17 protein-coding genes and 1 tRNA gene are annotated in these 16,895 nt (G+C 37.7%); 15 read left to right on the top strand and 3 right to left on the bottom strand.

What is annotated here, in order from left to right; all coding sequences use genetic code 11:
• Positions 1 to 13: 13 nt before the first annotated feature.
• Positions 14 to 86: transfer RNA gene (locus tag F5ESL0263_RS07340), tRNA-Thr, on the top strand.
• A gap of 25 nt (positions 87 to 111) precedes the next feature.
• Positions 112 to 765 (top strand): HD domain-containing protein, encoded by a 654-nt coding sequence (locus F5ESL0263_RS07335; protein WP_122035994.1) that lies wholly within the window; start codon positions 112 to 114, stop codon positions 763 to 765.
• Here F5ESL0263_RS07335 and F5ESL0263_RS07330 read toward each other — a convergent pair whose 3' ends face one another.
• A complete protein-coding gene (locus F5ESL0263_RS07330) occupies positions 766 to 1,266 on the bottom strand; it encodes a methylated-DNA--[protein]-cysteine S-methyltransferase (RefSeq protein ID WP_122035992.1) in 501 nt (166 codons plus the stop codon).
• Between the two features lie 345 nt (positions 1,267 to 1,611).
• On the opposite strand from F5ESL0263_RS07330, the gene F5ESL0263_RS07325 reads away from it, so the two are divergent.
• The 11 genes from F5ESL0263_RS07325 (at position 1,612) to F5ESL0263_RS07275 (ending at position 12,773) form a co-directional block, all read left to right on the top strand.
• Positions 1,612 to 2,703, top strand: coding sequence for a BMP family protein (locus F5ESL0263_RS07325; RefSeq protein WP_046307744.1), 1,092 nt, complete (start codon positions 1,612 to 1,614; stop codon positions 2,701 to 2,703).
• Between the two features lie 125 nt (positions 2,704 to 2,828).
• Complete coding sequence (locus F5ESL0263_RS07320; protein WP_122035989.1) at positions 2,829 to 3,899, top strand: BMP family protein; 1,071 nt, start codon at positions 2,829 to 2,831, stop codon at positions 3,897 to 3,899.
• A 78-nt stretch (positions 3,900 to 3,977) separates the two neighbouring features.
• Entirely contained in the window at positions 3,978 to 5,513 is a 1,536-nt protein-coding gene (locus tag F5ESL0263_RS07315) for an ABC transporter ATP-binding protein (RefSeq protein ID WP_122035987.1), read from the top strand.
• Entirely contained in the window at positions 5,506 to 6,639 is a 1,134-nt protein-coding gene (locus F5ESL0263_RS07310; RefSeq protein ID WP_122035984.1) for an ABC transporter permease, read from the top strand. The genes F5ESL0263_RS07315 and F5ESL0263_RS07310 overlap by 8 nt, the downstream gene beginning before the upstream one ends.
• Complete coding sequence (locus F5ESL0263_RS07305) at positions 6,639 to 7,595, top strand: ABC transporter permease (protein WP_046307737.1); 957 nt, start codon at positions 6,639 to 6,641, stop codon at positions 7,593 to 7,595. The genes F5ESL0263_RS07310 and F5ESL0263_RS07305 overlap by 1 nt, the downstream gene beginning before the upstream one ends.
• A gap of 8 nt (positions 7,596 to 7,603) precedes the next feature.
• Positions 7,604 to 8,542 (top strand): nucleoside hydrolase, encoded by a 939-nt coding sequence (locus tag F5ESL0263_RS07300; protein WP_122035982.1) that lies wholly within the window; start codon positions 7,604 to 7,606, stop codon positions 8,540 to 8,542.
• A gap of 321 nt (positions 8,543 to 8,863) precedes the next feature.
• On the top strand, positions 8,864 to 9,475 hold the full coding sequence (locus F5ESL0263_RS07295; protein ID WP_122035980.1) for an ECF transporter S component: 612 nt from the start codon (positions 8,864 to 8,866) through the stop codon (positions 9,473 to 9,475).
• The gene (locus F5ESL0263_RS07290) at positions 9,468 to 10,211 is read left to right on the top strand and encodes an energy-coupling factor transporter transmembrane component T (protein ID WP_122035977.1); all 744 of its coding nucleotides are present in this window, start codon (positions 9,468 to 9,470) and stop codon (positions 10,209 to 10,211) included. The genes F5ESL0263_RS07295 and F5ESL0263_RS07290 overlap by 8 nt, the downstream gene beginning before the upstream one ends.
• The gene (locus F5ESL0263_RS07285; RefSeq protein WP_122035976.1) at positions 10,208 to 11,044 is read left to right on the top strand and encodes an energy-coupling factor ABC transporter ATP-binding protein; all 837 of its coding nucleotides are present in this window, start codon (positions 10,208 to 10,210) and stop codon (positions 11,042 to 11,044) included. Before F5ESL0263_RS07290 ends, F5ESL0263_RS07285 begins: the two co-directional genes overlap by 4 nt.
• A complete protein-coding gene (locus F5ESL0263_RS07280) occupies positions 11,041 to 11,835 on the top strand; it encodes an energy-coupling factor ABC transporter ATP-binding protein (protein ID WP_122035974.1) in 795 nt (264 codons plus the stop codon). The genes F5ESL0263_RS07285 and F5ESL0263_RS07280 overlap by 4 nt, the downstream gene beginning before the upstream one ends.
• A complete protein-coding gene (locus F5ESL0263_RS07275; protein WP_122035972.1) occupies positions 11,835 to 12,773 on the top strand; it encodes a nucleoside hydrolase in 939 nt (312 codons plus the stop codon). Before F5ESL0263_RS07280 ends, F5ESL0263_RS07275 begins: the two co-directional genes overlap by 1 nt.
• A gap of 93 nt (positions 12,774 to 12,866) precedes the next feature.
• Here the strand turns inward: F5ESL0263_RS07275 and F5ESL0263_RS07270 are convergent, their stop codons facing one another.
• Together F5ESL0263_RS07270 and F5ESL0263_RS07265 are read right to left on the bottom strand one after the other, a co-directional pair.
• Positions 12,867 to 14,183 carry a C1 family peptidase gene (locus F5ESL0263_RS07270; RefSeq protein WP_109715836.1) on the bottom strand — a complete coding sequence of 439 codons (1,317 nt, stop codon included), beginning with the start codon at positions 14,181 to 14,183 and terminating at the stop codon, positions 12,867 to 12,869.
• Between the two features lie 145 nt (positions 14,184 to 14,328).
• Positions 14,329 to 14,751, bottom strand: a complete 423-nt coding sequence (locus F5ESL0263_RS07265; protein ID WP_046307732.1) for an Hsp20/alpha crystallin family protein — start codon at positions 14,749 to 14,751, stop codon at positions 14,329 to 14,331.
• Positions 14,752 to 14,977: 226 nt separating this feature from the next.
• On the opposite strand from F5ESL0263_RS07265, the gene greA reads away from it, so the two are divergent.
• Together greA and F5ESL0263_RS07255 are read left to right on the top strand one after the other, a co-directional pair.
• Positions 14,978 to 15,439, top strand: a complete 462-nt coding sequence (gene greA / locus F5ESL0263_RS07260; protein WP_046308155.1) for a transcription elongation factor GreA — start codon at positions 14,978 to 14,980, stop codon at positions 15,437 to 15,439.
• Positions 15,440 to 15,515: 76 nt separating this feature from the next.
• The gene (locus tag F5ESL0263_RS07255; protein ID WP_122035970.1) at positions 15,516 to 16,832 is read left to right on the top strand and encodes a nucleotidyltransferase; all 1,317 of its coding nucleotides are present in this window, start codon (positions 15,516 to 15,518) and stop codon (positions 16,830 to 16,832) included.
• Positions 16,833 to 16,895: the final 63 nt, after the last annotated feature.

Raw genomic sequence — 16,895 nt, 5'->3', positions numbered from 1 at the left:
TTAAAATTAATTTGCCGCTTTAGCTCAGGAGGTAGAGCACCGCCGTGGTAAGGAGGAGGTCCTCAGTTCAAATCTGGGAAGCGGCTTAAGACTAAAAAAGGAGTGATTAAAATGGAAATAACAAAGGTAATCGATTTTGTTCAAAAGCAATTAGAAGGTGAAAAAACGGGCCACGATTTTTATCATGGTCAGCGTGTGGCCCACTTAGCAAGCCAATTATATTTACAGGATAATCCTGATGCACACGCAGACAGCCGCATGGTGGCGATTATTCAGACAGCAGGGTATTTACACGATACGATTGATGAAAAGATCTGTGCGGATCCTGAGCAAGTTGTCGAGCAAATTAAGCACTTGCTGCCACAGGCTGGCTTTAGTGAGCTTGAAGTAAAGGATATTCTTTTTACTATTCAGCATATGTCGTTTTCACAAAATATTGAACACCATTATCAATTACCAGTTTCTGGTGAATATGTTCAAGATGCTGATCGCATTGAGAGCTTGGGTGCAATGGGAATTGCACGCGCATTTACCTATGGCGGTGCTCACGGTAATGTTATTTATGATCCGAAAATTAAGCCTGAAAAACTGGTTAGCCATGATCAATATCGCGAACACACCGAAACCACCATTAATCACTTTTATGAAAAGCTGTTTCAATTAGAAGATTTAATGAATACTGATGGTGGCAAAAAAGAAGCACACAAACGAACTGATTTCATGCGTGCTTTTGTTCAAGAATTTATGGATGAGTGGAATGTTTAATTAATTCTGCCGTTCTAATTGCAGTAAAGCCTTTTTACGTTCAATTCCACCAGCGTAACCAGTCAGTGAGCCGTCACTGCCAATTACGCGATGACATGGAACGATTAGTGTGATTGGGTTATGTCCAACTGCGCCACCAACCGCACGTGCTTTATTGGTTTTGACTGCTTGTTTTGCTTGTAGCTTGTCAGAGAGCTCACCGTAAGTGGTTGTTTCTCCATAAGGGACTTTTTGCAATTCATGATAAACTGCTTTTCTAAATGCTGTGACTTCTGGTCTAATTGGAATGGCAAAAGGGTCTGGTTTCAAACCAGCAAAGTAGTCATTGAGCCAGCGAAGAGTTAGCTTAAGCGGGATATTTTGAACATCATCTGCTTGGCCCAACTGATAATTTGCACCGAAAAATTTTTGATCTGCAAACCATAGGCCTAGTAAGGCTTCCTCATCACTAAGTAAGATCATGTCACCTAATTTAGATTGGAAAACTGCTCGATGTAACACTTTAATCACTCCATGCTAATAAACTATTAAAACCATGCGGTTTCGCCGGATGGTTTTTATTTGCGCATTATATTATTCATTTTAGCGTGCATTAATTTATTTTAATAGCGAACAACTTAAAAGCTCATTTTTTCAAAAGCTACTTTTAATAAACATAACACAAGTAAAAAAGTTGAAAAAAATTTCCTTGTCATATACAAAGCTCGATGGTTTAAGAGACAACCGCTAATTTGGCAAAATCAAAAATGTTGTTACATCAACACTCTATGTTGTATTATGACTTTGACGTGAATACTAAATATTGATATTCTAGTACTAGAAATTACATGGGGGTCATACATAACTATGAAGACTAAAATCAAGAAAATCCTATCCTTTGCTACCGTAACATTTGCGGCTGGTGTTGCACTTACTGCATGTTCGGGTAAAAAGCAGGGTGGAAGTGGTAACTCAACTGATAGCGCAAAGCATTCAATCGCGTTGATTACTGATACTGCGGGTGTTAATGATAATTCATTTAACCAATCCGCTTGGCGTGGCTTTAAGGCATACGGTAAAGACCATAACTTAAAGCGTGGTAAGAACGGCTATCAGTACTTCCAATCGAGTAGTGCAGCTGACTTTGAGCCAAACTTTGACCAAGCTAGCAAAGCAGGATATCAAACAATTTTTGGTATTGGTTATAGTCTGAAAGATGCTGTTAGTGCAGCAGCTAAGAAGGACCCTAAGAAGAACTTTGTTATCGTTGATGAAGTAATCAAAGGTCAAAAGAACGTTGCTTCAGCTAACTTCAAGAGTGAGCAAGCTTCGTACTTAGCCGGTGTTGCAGCAGCAACTCAAACTAAGACAGGTGTCATTGGTTTCATCGGTGGAGCTCACGGTAACATTATTGATTTGTTTGACGCAGGTTTTACTAAAGGTGTTAACGATCAAGCTAAGAAGTTAAATAAGAAGGTTACACTTCTAAATCAATATGTTGGTAACTTTACAAGTGCTGACAAGGAAAAAGCTATCGCACAATCAATGTACGCTAAAAAAGCTGACATTATCTTCCACGCTTCTGGTTTAGCTGGTAATGGTCTTTTCCAAGAAGCCAAAGCAATCAACCAAAACCGTCCTGCTGATAAGAAGGTTTGGGTTATCGGTGTTGATGTTGACCAATCATATTTAGGTAATTACAAGAGTAAGGACGGCAAGAAAGACAACTTTGTACTAACTTCAGTAATCACTGGCGTTAATGTTGCTACTCACGATATTGCTAACCGTGCATATAACGGTAAGTTCCCTGGCGGTAAAGAATTGGTTTACGGTTTGAAGACAAACGGTGTTTCCATTACACGAGGTCATATTGAAGACAAGGCTTGGAAATACTCACGTGACGCACGTCAACAAATTATTGACGGTGAGATCAAGGTGCCAATTCACCCTTCAAAATAGTTCGATTTTAGAATAACAAAAGTTTTTATATGCAAAGTCGAATAGATTCATCTTGTCTTTTTACGTATTTTATAATAAAGTAATAGATGAAAAGTTCGTATTTTTGTGGAGGATAAAAACTAATAATGGGTAAAAAACTTGCGAGACTTTTGTCATTAGGAACTGTGGCTGCTTCAATTACTTTATTAATGAGTGGTTGTTCTGGAAAGAAACAGAATTCAACCGGTGAAAGTAAAAAGAATAGCATCGCCTTAATTACTGATAGCAACGGAGTAAACGACCAATCTTTCAACCAAGCTGCCTGGGAAGGCTTTAAAGCTTATGGTAAAGAACAAGGTCTTAAAAAAGGAAGTGGCTATCAATACTTCCAGTCAAACAGCGCAACAGACTATACGCCTAACTTTAACCAAGCGGCTAAATCAGGCTACAAAACTATTTTTGGTATTGGCTACTTATTAAAAGATTCGGTTAGCGAAGCTGCTAAGAAAAATCCAAAGAAGAATTTTGTAATTGTCGACGATGTAATCACCGGACAAAAGAATGTTGCTTCGGTAACTTTTAAGAGTAACCAAGCTTCATACCTTGGTGGTGTAGCTGCTGCTTACTCAACTAAAACTAACAAAGTAGGTTTTGTTGGTGGGGCTAAGTCAACCATTATTGAAAGCTTTGAAAATGGCTTCAAACAAGGTGTTGCAGATGCCGCTAAGGCAATGCACAAAAAGATAACAGTTGACGCACAATATGTTGGTAACTTTACTTCAACTGATAAAGCTAAATCAATGGCACAATCGATGTATGCAAACAAGTGCGATGTTATCTTCCAAGCTGCTGGTTCAGCTGGTAACGGTGTTTTCCAAGAAGCTAAAGCTCACAACCAAGCACATGCTGCTAGTCAAAAAGTTTGGGTAGTTGGTGTCGATGTTGACCAAGAAAACATGGGACAGTATAAAGACAAAGATGGCAAAAAAGACAACTTTACTTTAACTTCTGTTTTAAAGGGCTTGGACGTTGCAACTAAATCTTTAGCAGATGATGCGGTTAAGGGTAAGTTCCCTGGTGGCAAGCACCTTGTTTATTCTTTAAAGGGTAACGGTGTTTCAGTTACAAAGGGTAATTTATCACCAAAAGCTTGGAGTGCAGTTCAGAAAGCTAGAGCTGATATCTTAGCTGGTAAAACTACTGTAGCTGGAGATTAATAGCAAATAATCAAGTAATAGGAAACTCTTTGTGTTTTAATATACAAAGAGTTTTTTATAGAAAGAAATATAAGCAAAATGGAAAATACGACGAATGTAATCGAGATGAAGCATATTGTCAAAGATTTTAATGGCTTTAAAGCAAATAATGACATTAATCTAACTTTGCGCAAAGGAGAAATCCTAGCTCTTCTTGGTGAAAATGGTGCTGGCAAGTCAACCTTGATGAGTATTTTGTCTGGTTTGCTAATGCCAACTTCTGGTGAAATTGATGTTCGTGGTCAAGAAGTTGAAATTAAAAATCCAACTGTTGCCAAGAACTTAGGAATTGGAATGGTTCACCAACACTTTATGTTGATGGAATCATTCACGGTTTTAGAAAATATTATTTTAGGTCATGAAACCACTAAGGGACCAAAGCTAGATTTTAAAAAGGCGCAACAACAAATTGAGGAGTTGTCGCAACGCTATAATTTGAACATTGACCCTAAAAAGAAGGTTAGTGAAATTACGGTTGCACAGCAACAACGAGTAGAAATCCTTAAGGTGCTCTACCGTGGTGCAGATATCATGATTTTTGATGAACCAACTGCTGTTTTGACCCCGCAAGAAATCACGGAATTTATTCAAATTATTAAAGAGCTGGCTAAAGAAGGTAAGTCAATCATTCTGATTACGCATAAGCTTGAAGAAATCAAGCGTGCTGCAGATCGGGTTACGGTTATCCGTGCAGGTAAGAGTGTTGGTACTTTTGATGTTAGCGATGTAACTAATAACCGCTTGGCTGAATTAATGGTCGGCCGTCACGTTAACATGAAGCTAGATAAGCCTAGTGCTGAAGTAGGGAAAACTACACTTAAAGTTAGTGACCTTAAGGTTAAGAACAAGCAAGGCATTCTAGCATTAAAGGGATTGTCATTTGACCTGCGTGCTGGTGAAATTTTGGGTGTTGCCGGTATTGATGGCAACGGACAAGATGAATTAGTACGAGCTTTGACGGGGATGCAACATGTTGATTCCGGCAAGATAAGTATTAATGATGAAGATATGACCAATCAAAAGGTACGAAAAATCACCGAAAAGGGTGTTTCGTACATTCCTTCTGATCGGCAAAAATATGGTTTAATTTTGCCATTTTCAATCTCGGATAATTTGGCGTTACAGAATTATTATCATCAACCGTATTCAAGCCACCATGTAATGCACTATGACTTAATTCATCAACATGCCGATGAGTTGATTAAAAAGTTCGATATTAGAACGACTGGTAGCAGTTTGCCAGTAAGTGACTTATCCGGTGGTAATCAACAAAAGGTAATTATTGCACGTGAATTAGATCTTGACAGTGATTTGATTATTGCCTTTCAGCCTACTCGTGGCCTTGATGTTGGTGCGATTGAATACATCCACCAGCAACTTTTGCTTGAACGTGCAAAAGGAAAAGCAATTTTGCTAATTTCCTATGAATTAGATGAAATTATGCAATTGTCTGATCGAATTATTGTTCTTCATGATGGCGACATTTCTGGTGAAGTTAAGCCGGAAGAAACAAGCGATGAAGAATTAGGCTTGTTAATGACTGGCATTAAGAAAGAAGGCAACGCTCTTGCTTAAAGTAACACCAAAAACAAAAAAAATCTTAGTACCACTAATTTCTATTTTTGCCGGTTTCCTAGTTGGTGCATTGATCATGTTGATTTGGAGCTATAATCCGTTTGAAGCATATTCATCAATGTTCTCTAGTGCTTTAGGCAACATGAATGGAATTGGTGAAACAATCCGTGAAGCGACGCCGCTTATTTTTACTGCAATTGGTTTTGCCATTGCTTCAAGTGCTGGTTTCTTTAATATTGGTTTGCCTGGTCAGGCACAAGCCGGTTGGTTAACCTCAATCTGGATTGTACTTGCTAATCCAAACATGCCAAAAGTTATCTTACTGCCATTAGCAGTTATTGCCGGTGCCCTTGCTGGTGCTGCTGTAGCTGGTGTTGCCGGTTGGCTGCGTGCACAATTTGGAACAAATGAAGTTATTACTACTATCATGCTGAACTACATTGTGCTCTATTCATGCCAGTACTTGATGCAACAAGTTATGTCTAGCAAATTAAGAATCGATACTGATACAACTAAGACAATTACTGCTAACGGTAGTTTGAAAATTGATTGGTTGAGTTCAATGTTTGGCGATTCTAGAATTAATGCAGGTATTTTCTTAGCCTTAATCGGTGTTTTCATTTACTGGTACTTAATGAAAAAGACAACAACTGGTTTTGAGATTCGCTCAGTTGGTGCTAATCCATATGCGAGTCGCTATGCCGGAATGTCAACGAAAAAGAATATAATCTACTCAATGCTTCTTTCAGGTGGCTTTGCCGGCTTAGGTGGTGTTGTTCAGGGACTAGGAACTTACCAAAACTACTTTACCCAGACTACTAGTTTGGATATTGGTTGGGATGGTTTGTCTGTTGCGCTACTTGGTGGCGGAACTGCAATCGGTATCTTGCTAGCAGCCATTTTGTTCTCAATTTTGAAAATCGGTGGCCTAGGAATGCAAACAATAGCGGGTATTCCTTATGAAATAGTTTCGATTGTAATTGCAGCAATTATTTTCTTTGTGGCAATTCAATATGTCATTGGACTTTTATTTAAGACCCGCAAAGCATCAGTTGAAGAGCCTGAACAAAAGACAGACGGCACTAATACTGAAAATACAACGTCAACTGAAGGAGGACAAAGGTAATGAATTTAGTTGGAATATTATCTTTATTGGTTTCGTCAACTTTTGTTTACTCTACGCCACTAGTTTTTACAGCTCTAGGCGGGGTTTATAGTGAAAACTCTGGTATTACTAACGTCGGTCTTGAAGGTATCATGACGATGGGCGCTTTTTCTTCAGTTGTCTTCAATCTGACCTTTGCTTCAACTTTTGGTAAATTGACACCATGGTTGGGTTTACTAGTTGGCGGCGTTGTTGGATTGCTATTTTCACTATTGCATGCTGTAGCAACGATTAATTTCCACGCTGACCACGTAATCAGTGGTACTGTGCTTAACTTAATGGCACCACCACTAGGCGTCTTTTTGGTAAAGGCAATTTATGATAAAGGTCAAACTGAAAATATCACTCAAAGCTTTGGTTACTTTAGTTTTCCTGGTCTTGCTGATATTCCAGTCATTGGACCAATTTTATTTAAAAACACCTCTGCTCCTGCTTGGGTAGCAATTATTGTTTCAATTATCCTTTGGTGGGTATTGTATAAAACGCGCTTTGGTTTGCGTTTACGTGCCTGTGGTGAAAACCCACAAGCAGCCGACACTATGGGTGTTAATGTCTATGGGATGCGCTATGCTGGTGTTCTGATTTCTGGCTTTTTAGGCGGAATTGGTGGTGCTGTTTTTGCTCAAGCAATTTCCGGTAACTTTTCAATTTCGACCATTGTAGGTCAAGGATTCATGGCTTTAGCAGCAATGATTTTTGGTAAATGGAATCCAATTGGTGCGATGCTTGCATCACTGTTCTTTGGCTTTGCTCAGAGTATCAGTATTATTGGTAATCAATTACCATTTTTCAACCATATTCCATCCGTTTACATGCAAATTGCTCCATATGTAATCACGATTGTGATCCTAGTTCTGTTCTTTGGTAAGTCAGTTGCACCAGCTGCTGATGGTCAAAATTATATTAAGTCGAAATAAGGAGAAAAATGAAAGAATTCTATTTCAATCACGATGGTAATATCGATGATTTAGTATCATACCTATTGTTTTTACAAGCACCAGAAATCAAGTTGCTTGGTGTTGGTGCAATCGATGCCGATGGTTATGTTGACCCATCAGTTGAGGTCTGCCGTAAATTAACCGATCGTTTTAATACGCGCGGTGATAAGCTAGAAGTTGCTAAGTCAAATTCACGTGCTGTTAACCAGTTTCCTGAAGCTTGGCGCACAGCATCGTACTCTTTCAATTCATTACCAATTCTCAATGAATCAGGCAAAATGGTTACCAAGGAAGCAGACCAACCTGCTCACTTAGACATGGTCACTAAGCTCGAAAATGCTACTGAGCCTGTAACTGTTGTTATGACAGGTCCATTGACTGACTTGGCTCGTGCCCTGGATGCTGCGCCTGAAATTGAAACAAAAATTGAAAAACTTTATTGGATGGGTGGCTCTCTTGATGGTCACGGAAATGTTGTCCAAGTTAATGCAGATGGCACACAAGAATGGAATGCATTCTGGGATCCATACGCTGTTGAGCGTGTACTAGCTTCGAATATTCCAATGGAAGTCATTGGTCTAGAAAGTAGTGAGGAACTACCGCTAACAAATGAATTGAAGATGCACTGGGCAGGTTTACGCAAGTATCCAGCTGTTGATTTAGCTGGTCAAGCTTATAGTCTTCTGGTTAATCCACCAATTCAAACAGCTCAACTATACTTTTGGGATATTTTAACTGTTATCAGTGCACTTTATCCTGAAGTTGTTTTAACAGCAGAAAAACGTAAGGTAAAAGTCATCACTAAGGGAACTGCTGCTGGCCGAATGGAAGAAGATCCAAATGGCCGTGAAATAACTTTAGTAACTAAAGCAGACAAAGATTTATTCTTCAAGAAGTTTGACGAATTACTTATGCGTGCAAAATAATAAACAAAAAAGAGTGAAGTTCATAATTTTGAATTTCACTCTTTTATTTTGCCTATTTTTAGTTTAAGCGATTGAGTCTCAAGCAACTGACTTACTAATTTGAAAGTTTGTTAAAGTGATTTATCATAATTTACGAACATTATACTTGAGCGTCAAAAATAATATACAGTTTATCCTATTTGCTTAACGGTACTTATTGTAGCTAATTTGTTGGAAAAGTGGCCTTGAAAGTTTTGATAAACTAATGTACTCTGTTATTAACTTATACATACAATTTTATGTATATATCAGTATAATATTCGTATTTTATGGAGGGATAAATTGAAACGAGGACTTAGGTATGACTTCGACTTGCTGGCACTTTTGTTAATACCGGTTGGTGTAGCGTTAAATTTTGTTGGATATCAGTTATCAGCGGCACTAAAGCTACCTGTGTGGATTGATCAAGTAGGAACTTGTTTTGTATCGATGATTGCAGGTCCATGGGTCGGCATGGTGATGGCTTTATTAGGAAATATAATTAACGGTATGCTAATACCAACAGCAATTCCGTTTGCTTTAGTAGCTATGACTAACGCATTATTTGTTGGTTTATTTTCACGGTTTAAGTTTTTTAGTAACATTTTTACGACAATTATTGCTTGTGCAGTTGTCAATGTTGCAACTGCAATACCTTCAGCTATAGTAACAACCTTTGTGTTTGGTGGAGTAACCGGATCTGGTAGTGATTTAATTACAGCCGCCTTTTTAGCAGCAGGTAAAGTTTTGCTTTGGTCTACAATCCAAGCAAACTTAGTTGGAGGTACTTTTAGTGTGGCCTTTAATTTCACAATTGCATGGTTGTTGGTAAGACGTTTGCCAGACAGATTTTTAATTAAGTTAAATTATGGTCGTCCTTATATTAAGAATAGAGAGGCTTTAGCATATGCTTAAATGGTTTAAAGGACTTTATCCTTCAACGAAGGCACTAATTGTTTTGCTTCTAATTTTGCTTAGCATGATGAGCTCAAAATGGCAGGTTCAATTATGTTTAATAGCGGTAACGATGATTTTAGCTTTGCTCTCAGGAACCCTTGTAAAGCTAATTAAACTGTTTTTTGAGTCTTTAGCATTAATTGTTATTTTCTTGTTTGTAATGCAAGTTTTCTTTATCGGATACCCTGATTCACATCAAATTTGGTGGATCATCAAATTCTCACAAACAGGCTTTAATACTGCAACAATATTGGCGTGCAGAATAATTGCTATTTCATTGCCGATCATTTGGTATTTCTTAGTTACTTCTAATAGTGCTATTATTCAAGCTCTAGATCAAACCAAGTTGCCTAAAAAAGTTATATTTGTTTTAGCTTCAACCATTCAGGTTGTTCCTCAATTAATGTGGCAATCGAATACCATTAATGAAGCTCAGCAAGCAAGGGGAGTAGAAACTACTGGCTCAATCTGGCAAAGAATAAAAACCTTTGTACCAATGATGGGGCCTTTGGTTTTATCTTCCGTAGAACAAAATGAAGAAAAAGTTTTAACTTTACAGGCACGTGGCTTTTCTAATCCAACACCTAGGACAACTTTGCATCATATTTCTAAAAAAAGAATTGACTATTTGTTAGATATAATGCTTGGTTTGATCTTAATTATTTTTGTTATTTGGGGAGGAAAGATTTTATGAGTTTACTAGAATTGCAACATATAAGTTATCGCTATCCGTTAACCCCAGAACTTACGGTTAAAGATCTATCACTAAAGGTTGAGCCAGGTGAAGTACTAGGTATTGTTGGCGGTAATGGTTCTGGCAAAACGACTATTTGTAATATCATGCGTGGTTTTATTCCTAGTTTTTATAAGGGAGAGCTTGAAGGAAAAGTTGTTTTTGAAGAGCAACCGCTGGATACCTCTAATCTTGGCAGCTTAGCACAAAAAATTGGTTATGCTTTTCAAAATCCTTTCACACAAATAACAGGTGTCAAATATTCAGTCTATGATGAGATAGGCTATGGCTTGGAAAATTTGTCTGTTCCTAGAGAAGAAGCTAATAATAAAATTGAACAGGTAATAGAGCTGCTAAACTTGCAAAAAATACGTAATCAAAATCCGTATGATTTGTCAGGTGGGCAAAAGCAAATGGTGGCTTTGGCATCAGTTATTGTATTAGATCCCGAATTGATTATTTTGGATGAGCCTACTTCGCAACTGGATCCTAGTTCGACATTAGCTGTATATGATATTGTTAAGAACTTGAAAGAGCAGGGGAAGACAATCATTATTGTTGATCATAAGGTTGATTTGTTAGCACAGATTTGTGATGAAATTGCTGTGATTCAGGATGGACAACTTGCACTTAAAGGTGAGACACATCATGTTTTTAGCGATAAAAAAGTGATAGAAGCAGGTGGACAGTTGCCAGAAGTATCCGACTTTTACTTACAAGTACATCCGGAAGCAAAAAAGGTTCCAGTTACGATTGATGAAGCATATAAAATGTTAAAGGAAGCTAAAGTATGAGCTATTTAAGTCTGCAGGATGTCTGCTATTCGTATGATGATGAACATAATGCGGTTGAAAATGTCAGTTTAGATCTTGAACTGGGTGAAGCGGTAGCTATTATCGGACAAAATGGTGCCGGTAAAACTACGACTGTAAAAATGATGAATGGTTTAATTAGACCTAGTAAGGGTCGGGTTTTACTTGATGGCAATGATACTAACGGAATTAGTGTTGCAAAATTGTCTCAGCATGTTGGCTATGTATTTCAAAACCCTGATGAACAAATTTTTCAGGATTCAGTTGAAAAGGAAATAGCATTTTCGCTCAAAAAGCAAAAGTTGTCACCGGTTGAAATAGACACCAGAGTGAAGGATGCTGCCACACTCTGTCATTTGGACAAAAAACTAGATGAACATCCATATAATTTGCCATATTCGCAAAGAAAGTTTGTCACAATTGCAGCAATTATTGCGATGGATCCTGAAATAATGATATTTGATGAGCCAACCGCTGGACAGGATCATAGTTCGATTGTGCGCTTGAATAAAATCATCAAGAAACTAACTAGCATGAATAAACTGGTAATTACAATTACGCACGACATGAGTTTTGTCGTTAATAACTTTGAGCATGTCATAGTTTTTGCACAGGCACACAAACAAAAAGAAGGCTCACCTGCGGAGATTTTTAGTGATGAAGCTCTCTTACGCAAAAGTAAATTAGAGCCGCCAGTAATTGCTCAACTTGCTCAAAAGCTTGGATTTGACGAGGCTTTAACAATTGAAGATTTAGTAAGAGCCGTAAATTGATGAATATTTTATACGACTGTGATCCTGGTCAAGATGATGCAATGGCATTATTAACTGCTCTAGGTAATCCTGATAAGGTGAAAATTCTATGTGTATCTACTGTTGGTGGAAACCAGGACATTAACTTAGTAACTCAAAATGCAGGTCATTTGCTTGCGTTTTGTGAGCAACAAATTCCTCTAGTTAAAGGGCAGGCGGGACCACTGCTTAATCAATTGCGCGCACAACCAGAAGCTCATGGGAAAACGGGGATGGATGGCTCTGGTAATTTAGATAAATACAATTATCCAGTTAGAAAAGATAATGCGATTTTGTTTATGGCAGACATATTGAAAAAGCAACCAGAAAAGGTGACTATTGTTGCTACAGGGCCGCTAACCAATATTGCTTTGTTAATAAAAACTTTTCCTGAAGCATTAGCTAAAATTGTTAAAATAGTTGTTATGGGCGGTGGCATAGACCATGGTAATGTTACTAAATTAGCTGAATTCAATATTTGGACAGATCCTGAAGCAGCACAGATTGTCTTTGATTCACCGCTAGAAGTGGTTATGGCTGGCTTAGATGTAACAGAAAAAACAACTATTACTAAAAAGCAGATAGCGAGTCTTCAAGCTGGTGGTTCTGTATCTAAATTAGCAGGTAATTTACTACGTTTTTATCAAAAATCCGGTGAACAATTTGGTTTCATAGACTCACCGGTACATGATTTGGTTGCAATGGAATATGCAATTTGGCCAGAATTGTTTGAAACAGTTCCAGCTAATATCAAAATTAGTACTGATCACGGAGATACATATGGTCAAACCTATATCGCTAGTGAAACAAGTGACAATAAGGGGACTGAAAATGTACTGATTAAAAGAATGAAAGTAGATCTATTTTTTGCTCTTTTACAAAAAAGTTTGCTGTTTCTAGACCAAAAATTAGACAGCTAAAACTAAAAATTATTGATCTGATTAAATGTTGATTTAGACAAAAAAAGACGAAATTCATAATTGAATTTCGTCTTTTTATATCTATCAACCAGCTTAAGCGATTGAGTCCCAAGCAGGAAGATCTGTAATTGGGCCTTCTGCCAAGGCAAGTTGTTCAGAAGTTAAGTACTTCTTGTGTACGACAACTTCGTAGACATAGTCCTTGAACCAGTCATTATTCATAACGAAGAAGCCCTTGTCCCCGTTTTGTTCGCCCCATGAGTTTTCAACTTTCCATTGACGAATATGACCGTTATCTTCATCAACACCAACTAGCGTCATAGCGTGAGTAGCTGAACCAGCACCAGTACGCAATCTGTCAGCCTTAGACATTGTTAAATCAACGCCAAACAACTCGTTGAATTTGTATAGATTGTTATCAAGGTAACCTGCCTTACGGTCACTTTGTATACCAACATCATTACCAAACCAAACAGCTTCGCCGTCTTTTAATTGGTTAACTGCGTAAGTTTCCAAAAACTCCATTGGCAAGTTTAGGAACTTGATTCGGCAGACACCTTCAACGTTGTCAGCGAATGGTAAGCCGTAGAGCTTGTTGTATTCATGATCAGGTGCATTTGTTAATACAACGTAGTCATCAAAGTCAACATCGCCCATGTACTTGTGCAAAAATTCGAGTGGAGTTAAGTCTTTATCTAAGTGATATTTCTTATCGTCATCACGATATTCCAAATCGAATTTCTTTGGTGGTTCACCAACGGCAATTGCTGTCATTTGGTAAACTTCACCTAAAAATTGTTCACGTGCTTTTTCGACTTCTTCGTCTTTTCCTTCTTGCTTTAATTTACGCAAAACCAAAGCGTCTTTCTTCAACTTGTCACCTAAAGCCTTACCCAAGGCACTGGTGTTATTAGCGTTGAAGCTTTCAGGCATTGCATAAGAAGGTACAACACCGTATTTTTCAATCAAAGCAGCTCCCATGTGGAAATGACCACCATCTTGACCGGCACCTTCTAAAATAGCTCTAACTGTCCGTGAGTTGAGGGGCTTGTCTGCTGTGTCCAAAATGTTGTCATAAAAAATGTTTGCACGCTCGATTTTGTCCCAGAAGAAGTTGTAACTTTGTGAGAAAGTAAAATTCTTACAGTTATGCTTTTTACCAAAGTTGTGGCGCAAAATATTTAGTGTGGCGAATTCCCAACAACGACCAGATTGACGCTGATTAGTAACATTTTCTGTGTCTAATTCTGTAGAGAAAACACGAGTTAGTTCACCTTGTACACGTTCATTGTAAGCAGCAGCTAACACACCACTTTTTTGAGTTGCACGTGCAACTACTTGATTTTTAGGGTTTTGATTAAAATTGTCCGTAAACTTTTCTAGTTCCTGGACAGTAACTTGATGTCCCATAGATAATTCTCCTTTTTTAATCTAATTTTAAATTACTTTCTATTTTAATCTAAAAGAAAAGTGGGTTCAATAGCTGAACCCACTTTAGAGAATTATTTGTATTGGCAACTTATCTAGAACTTCTTGCAATTAAAATATAAATAAGCTAATCAATTTGAATTGAATTATCACTTTGATCAGAACTTTGTTTTGGTAAAGTAATAGTCAATACACCATTATCATACTTTGCACTGATCTCACTTGCAACTACATTTGGTAATCTAAAGCTACGAGAAATGTGACCATCGATTCTTTCACGATGAATAAGGCTGTTGTCCTTGGACATATCTTTAAATGATTTTCTTGAGCCTGAAACGCTTAAAATACCATTATTGTAGCTTAGATTGATATTGCTCTTATCCATTCCTGGCATATCAACTTTAATCACATATTCTTTATCGTTTTCAATTACATCTGATTGCATTAATTTGGCAACATTAGTATCGTCAAAAAACTTTCTAGGAAGATCAAACCAATCATTCATTGCATCAAATAAGTCATTACGACGATTCATCATATCATTTGCCATAATTTAAAACTTCCTTCCAATTTTTTTGTTTTCAATTTAGTTAAATATGTAAGTGAAGACTTCCATTTCTTCCTTACAATTAATATTATAGTACCATTATTCGAAAAGTGAACAACTTTTTAGCACTTTTCTTTGCCGAGTGCTAAAAATCGAAGCGAAATGCTGATATATCAAGGAAAAAACTTGTGGAAAATTTTTATAAAAAAGTAAAAAAGGAGATAAAACTTTGGTTTATTATCAGAAAATGACGCCAACAGGCTACCAAAAAATTGAAGAGGAAATTGCTCGTTTAAAAAAGGACCGACCAAGACGAATCAAAATTTTGCAGGAGGCCCGATCACTTGGTGATTTATCGGAAAATACCGAGTATACAGAGGCTAAGAGAGACTTGGGGCACCTGCAAAGTCGTTTGCGCTACCTTGAAAAGCAATTGAAGTATGCTGAAGTAATTGAAAAGAACGATGATGGCAAAGTTGATTTAGGTAAAACAGTAACGCTTCGTTTTGATGATGATGAAGAAACAGAAAAGTATCAGATCGTTGGACGAATGGAAGCTGATATTGCCGAAGGCAAAATTTCCTTTGACTCACCTTTGGGTCAGGCGATAAATAAAAAAGAAGCTGGCGCAGTAGTAAATGTGGCAGCCCCTGCGGGTGAGTACCAAGTGACAATTCTTGCAGTCGAATAAAAAATTCTTGCCTAACCGAACTTGCGTTTGTATAATTTATAATACAAACAAGAGTTCGGAATGGAAGTGGTAAAAAATGTATGATTATCGTTATGAACCTCATAATGTTGTGTTTATGATTGATAATAAATCGTTTTTTGCTAGCTGCGAAGCAATTGAATTAGGTCTTAATCCAATGAAGGCGGTATTGGCAGTTGCGTCTCATCAGCAAGATGAGGAAAGTTACGGTTCTGGCTTAATCATGGCTGCTTCGCCCTTAGCTAAGGCAAAATATGGTCTAAATAATGTAATGCGGGTTCGTGATGTTCCTAGCAAAAAAGAGGCACCTGACTTAATTTTGGTGCCTCCGCATATGAACTTATATATTAAGCGCAGTACGCAGATACTTGAAATCTTTCGTCAATTTGCGGCTGATGAAGATATTCATCCCTATTCCATTGATGAAAGCATGATTGACATGACAAAATCGTGGCATCTATTTGGCGACGATCCATATTTAGTTGCACGTAAGATACAGCTCGAAATCAAAAATAAACTTGGTTTCTATACCACATGTGGAATAGGGGAAAATCCCTTATTGGCTAAATTATCAATGGATATCTCAGCTAAGCATCGTCACTCAATGATTGACTATTGGCACTACATTGATGTTCCTGATACTATCTGGCAGATTAAAGACATGGAAGAAGTCTGTGGCATTGGCAAACGCACAGCAAAGCATTTGCGCCGGCTTAACATTAATAATATGTATGAACTAGCACATTCAGATCCTGCAATTCTAAAAAAAGAGTTTGGCGTAATGGGCGAGCAGTTATTTGCAATGAGTTGGGGTGTTGACCGAAGCATTATTAGAGAACGGTATTTTCCCAAAATGAAGAACTATGGCAATTCGCAAATTTTGACCAGAGATTATACGGATCAGCGTGAAATAGAGATTGTCTTGCGTGAAATTAGTGAACAAGTGGCAGCTCGGATTAGATCACATAAGGTGCAGACGGGATGCATTAGCCTAATGGTGAACTTTTCAAAATATCGGCTTAAGGGCAAACGGAAAGGCTTTAACGTTCAGCAAAAAGTTTGTCCAACTAATGATAATGATGCAATTGCAGCAGAAGTGCTTGCCCTTTTTCGCAAAAACTGGCATGGAGAAAGGGTTCGTGCCTTAGGTGTGAGTTGTGGCGACTTGCATCCCGATAATTACCAACAATTAACCTTTTTTGTGCAACCAGGTCAACAGATTAAAAAGAAAAAAATTGATCAAACGGTTGATCAAATAAGACAAAAATATGGTTTTACAAGCTTAGTCAAGGCGTCAAGCCTGCTTCATGGTGCAACCGCAATTAAGCGTAGTAGCTTAGTTGGTGGCCATAATGGCGGTAATGCTTATGATTAGTGCTTAGTTTTTCTTAAGTGAAAAATGGTGCTGGTGTTTCATAAAGTAGTCTTTTTTTGCTAT

The sequence above is a fragment of the Lactobacillus sp. ESL0263 genome (assembly GCF_003692845.1).
Lineage (GTDB): Bacteria > Bacillota > Bacilli > Lactobacillales > Lactobacillaceae > Lactobacillus > Lactobacillus apis.
The sequence above is the reverse complement of the archived record's forward strand: the minus strand, read 5'-3'. Positions and strand labels throughout refer to the sequence as shown.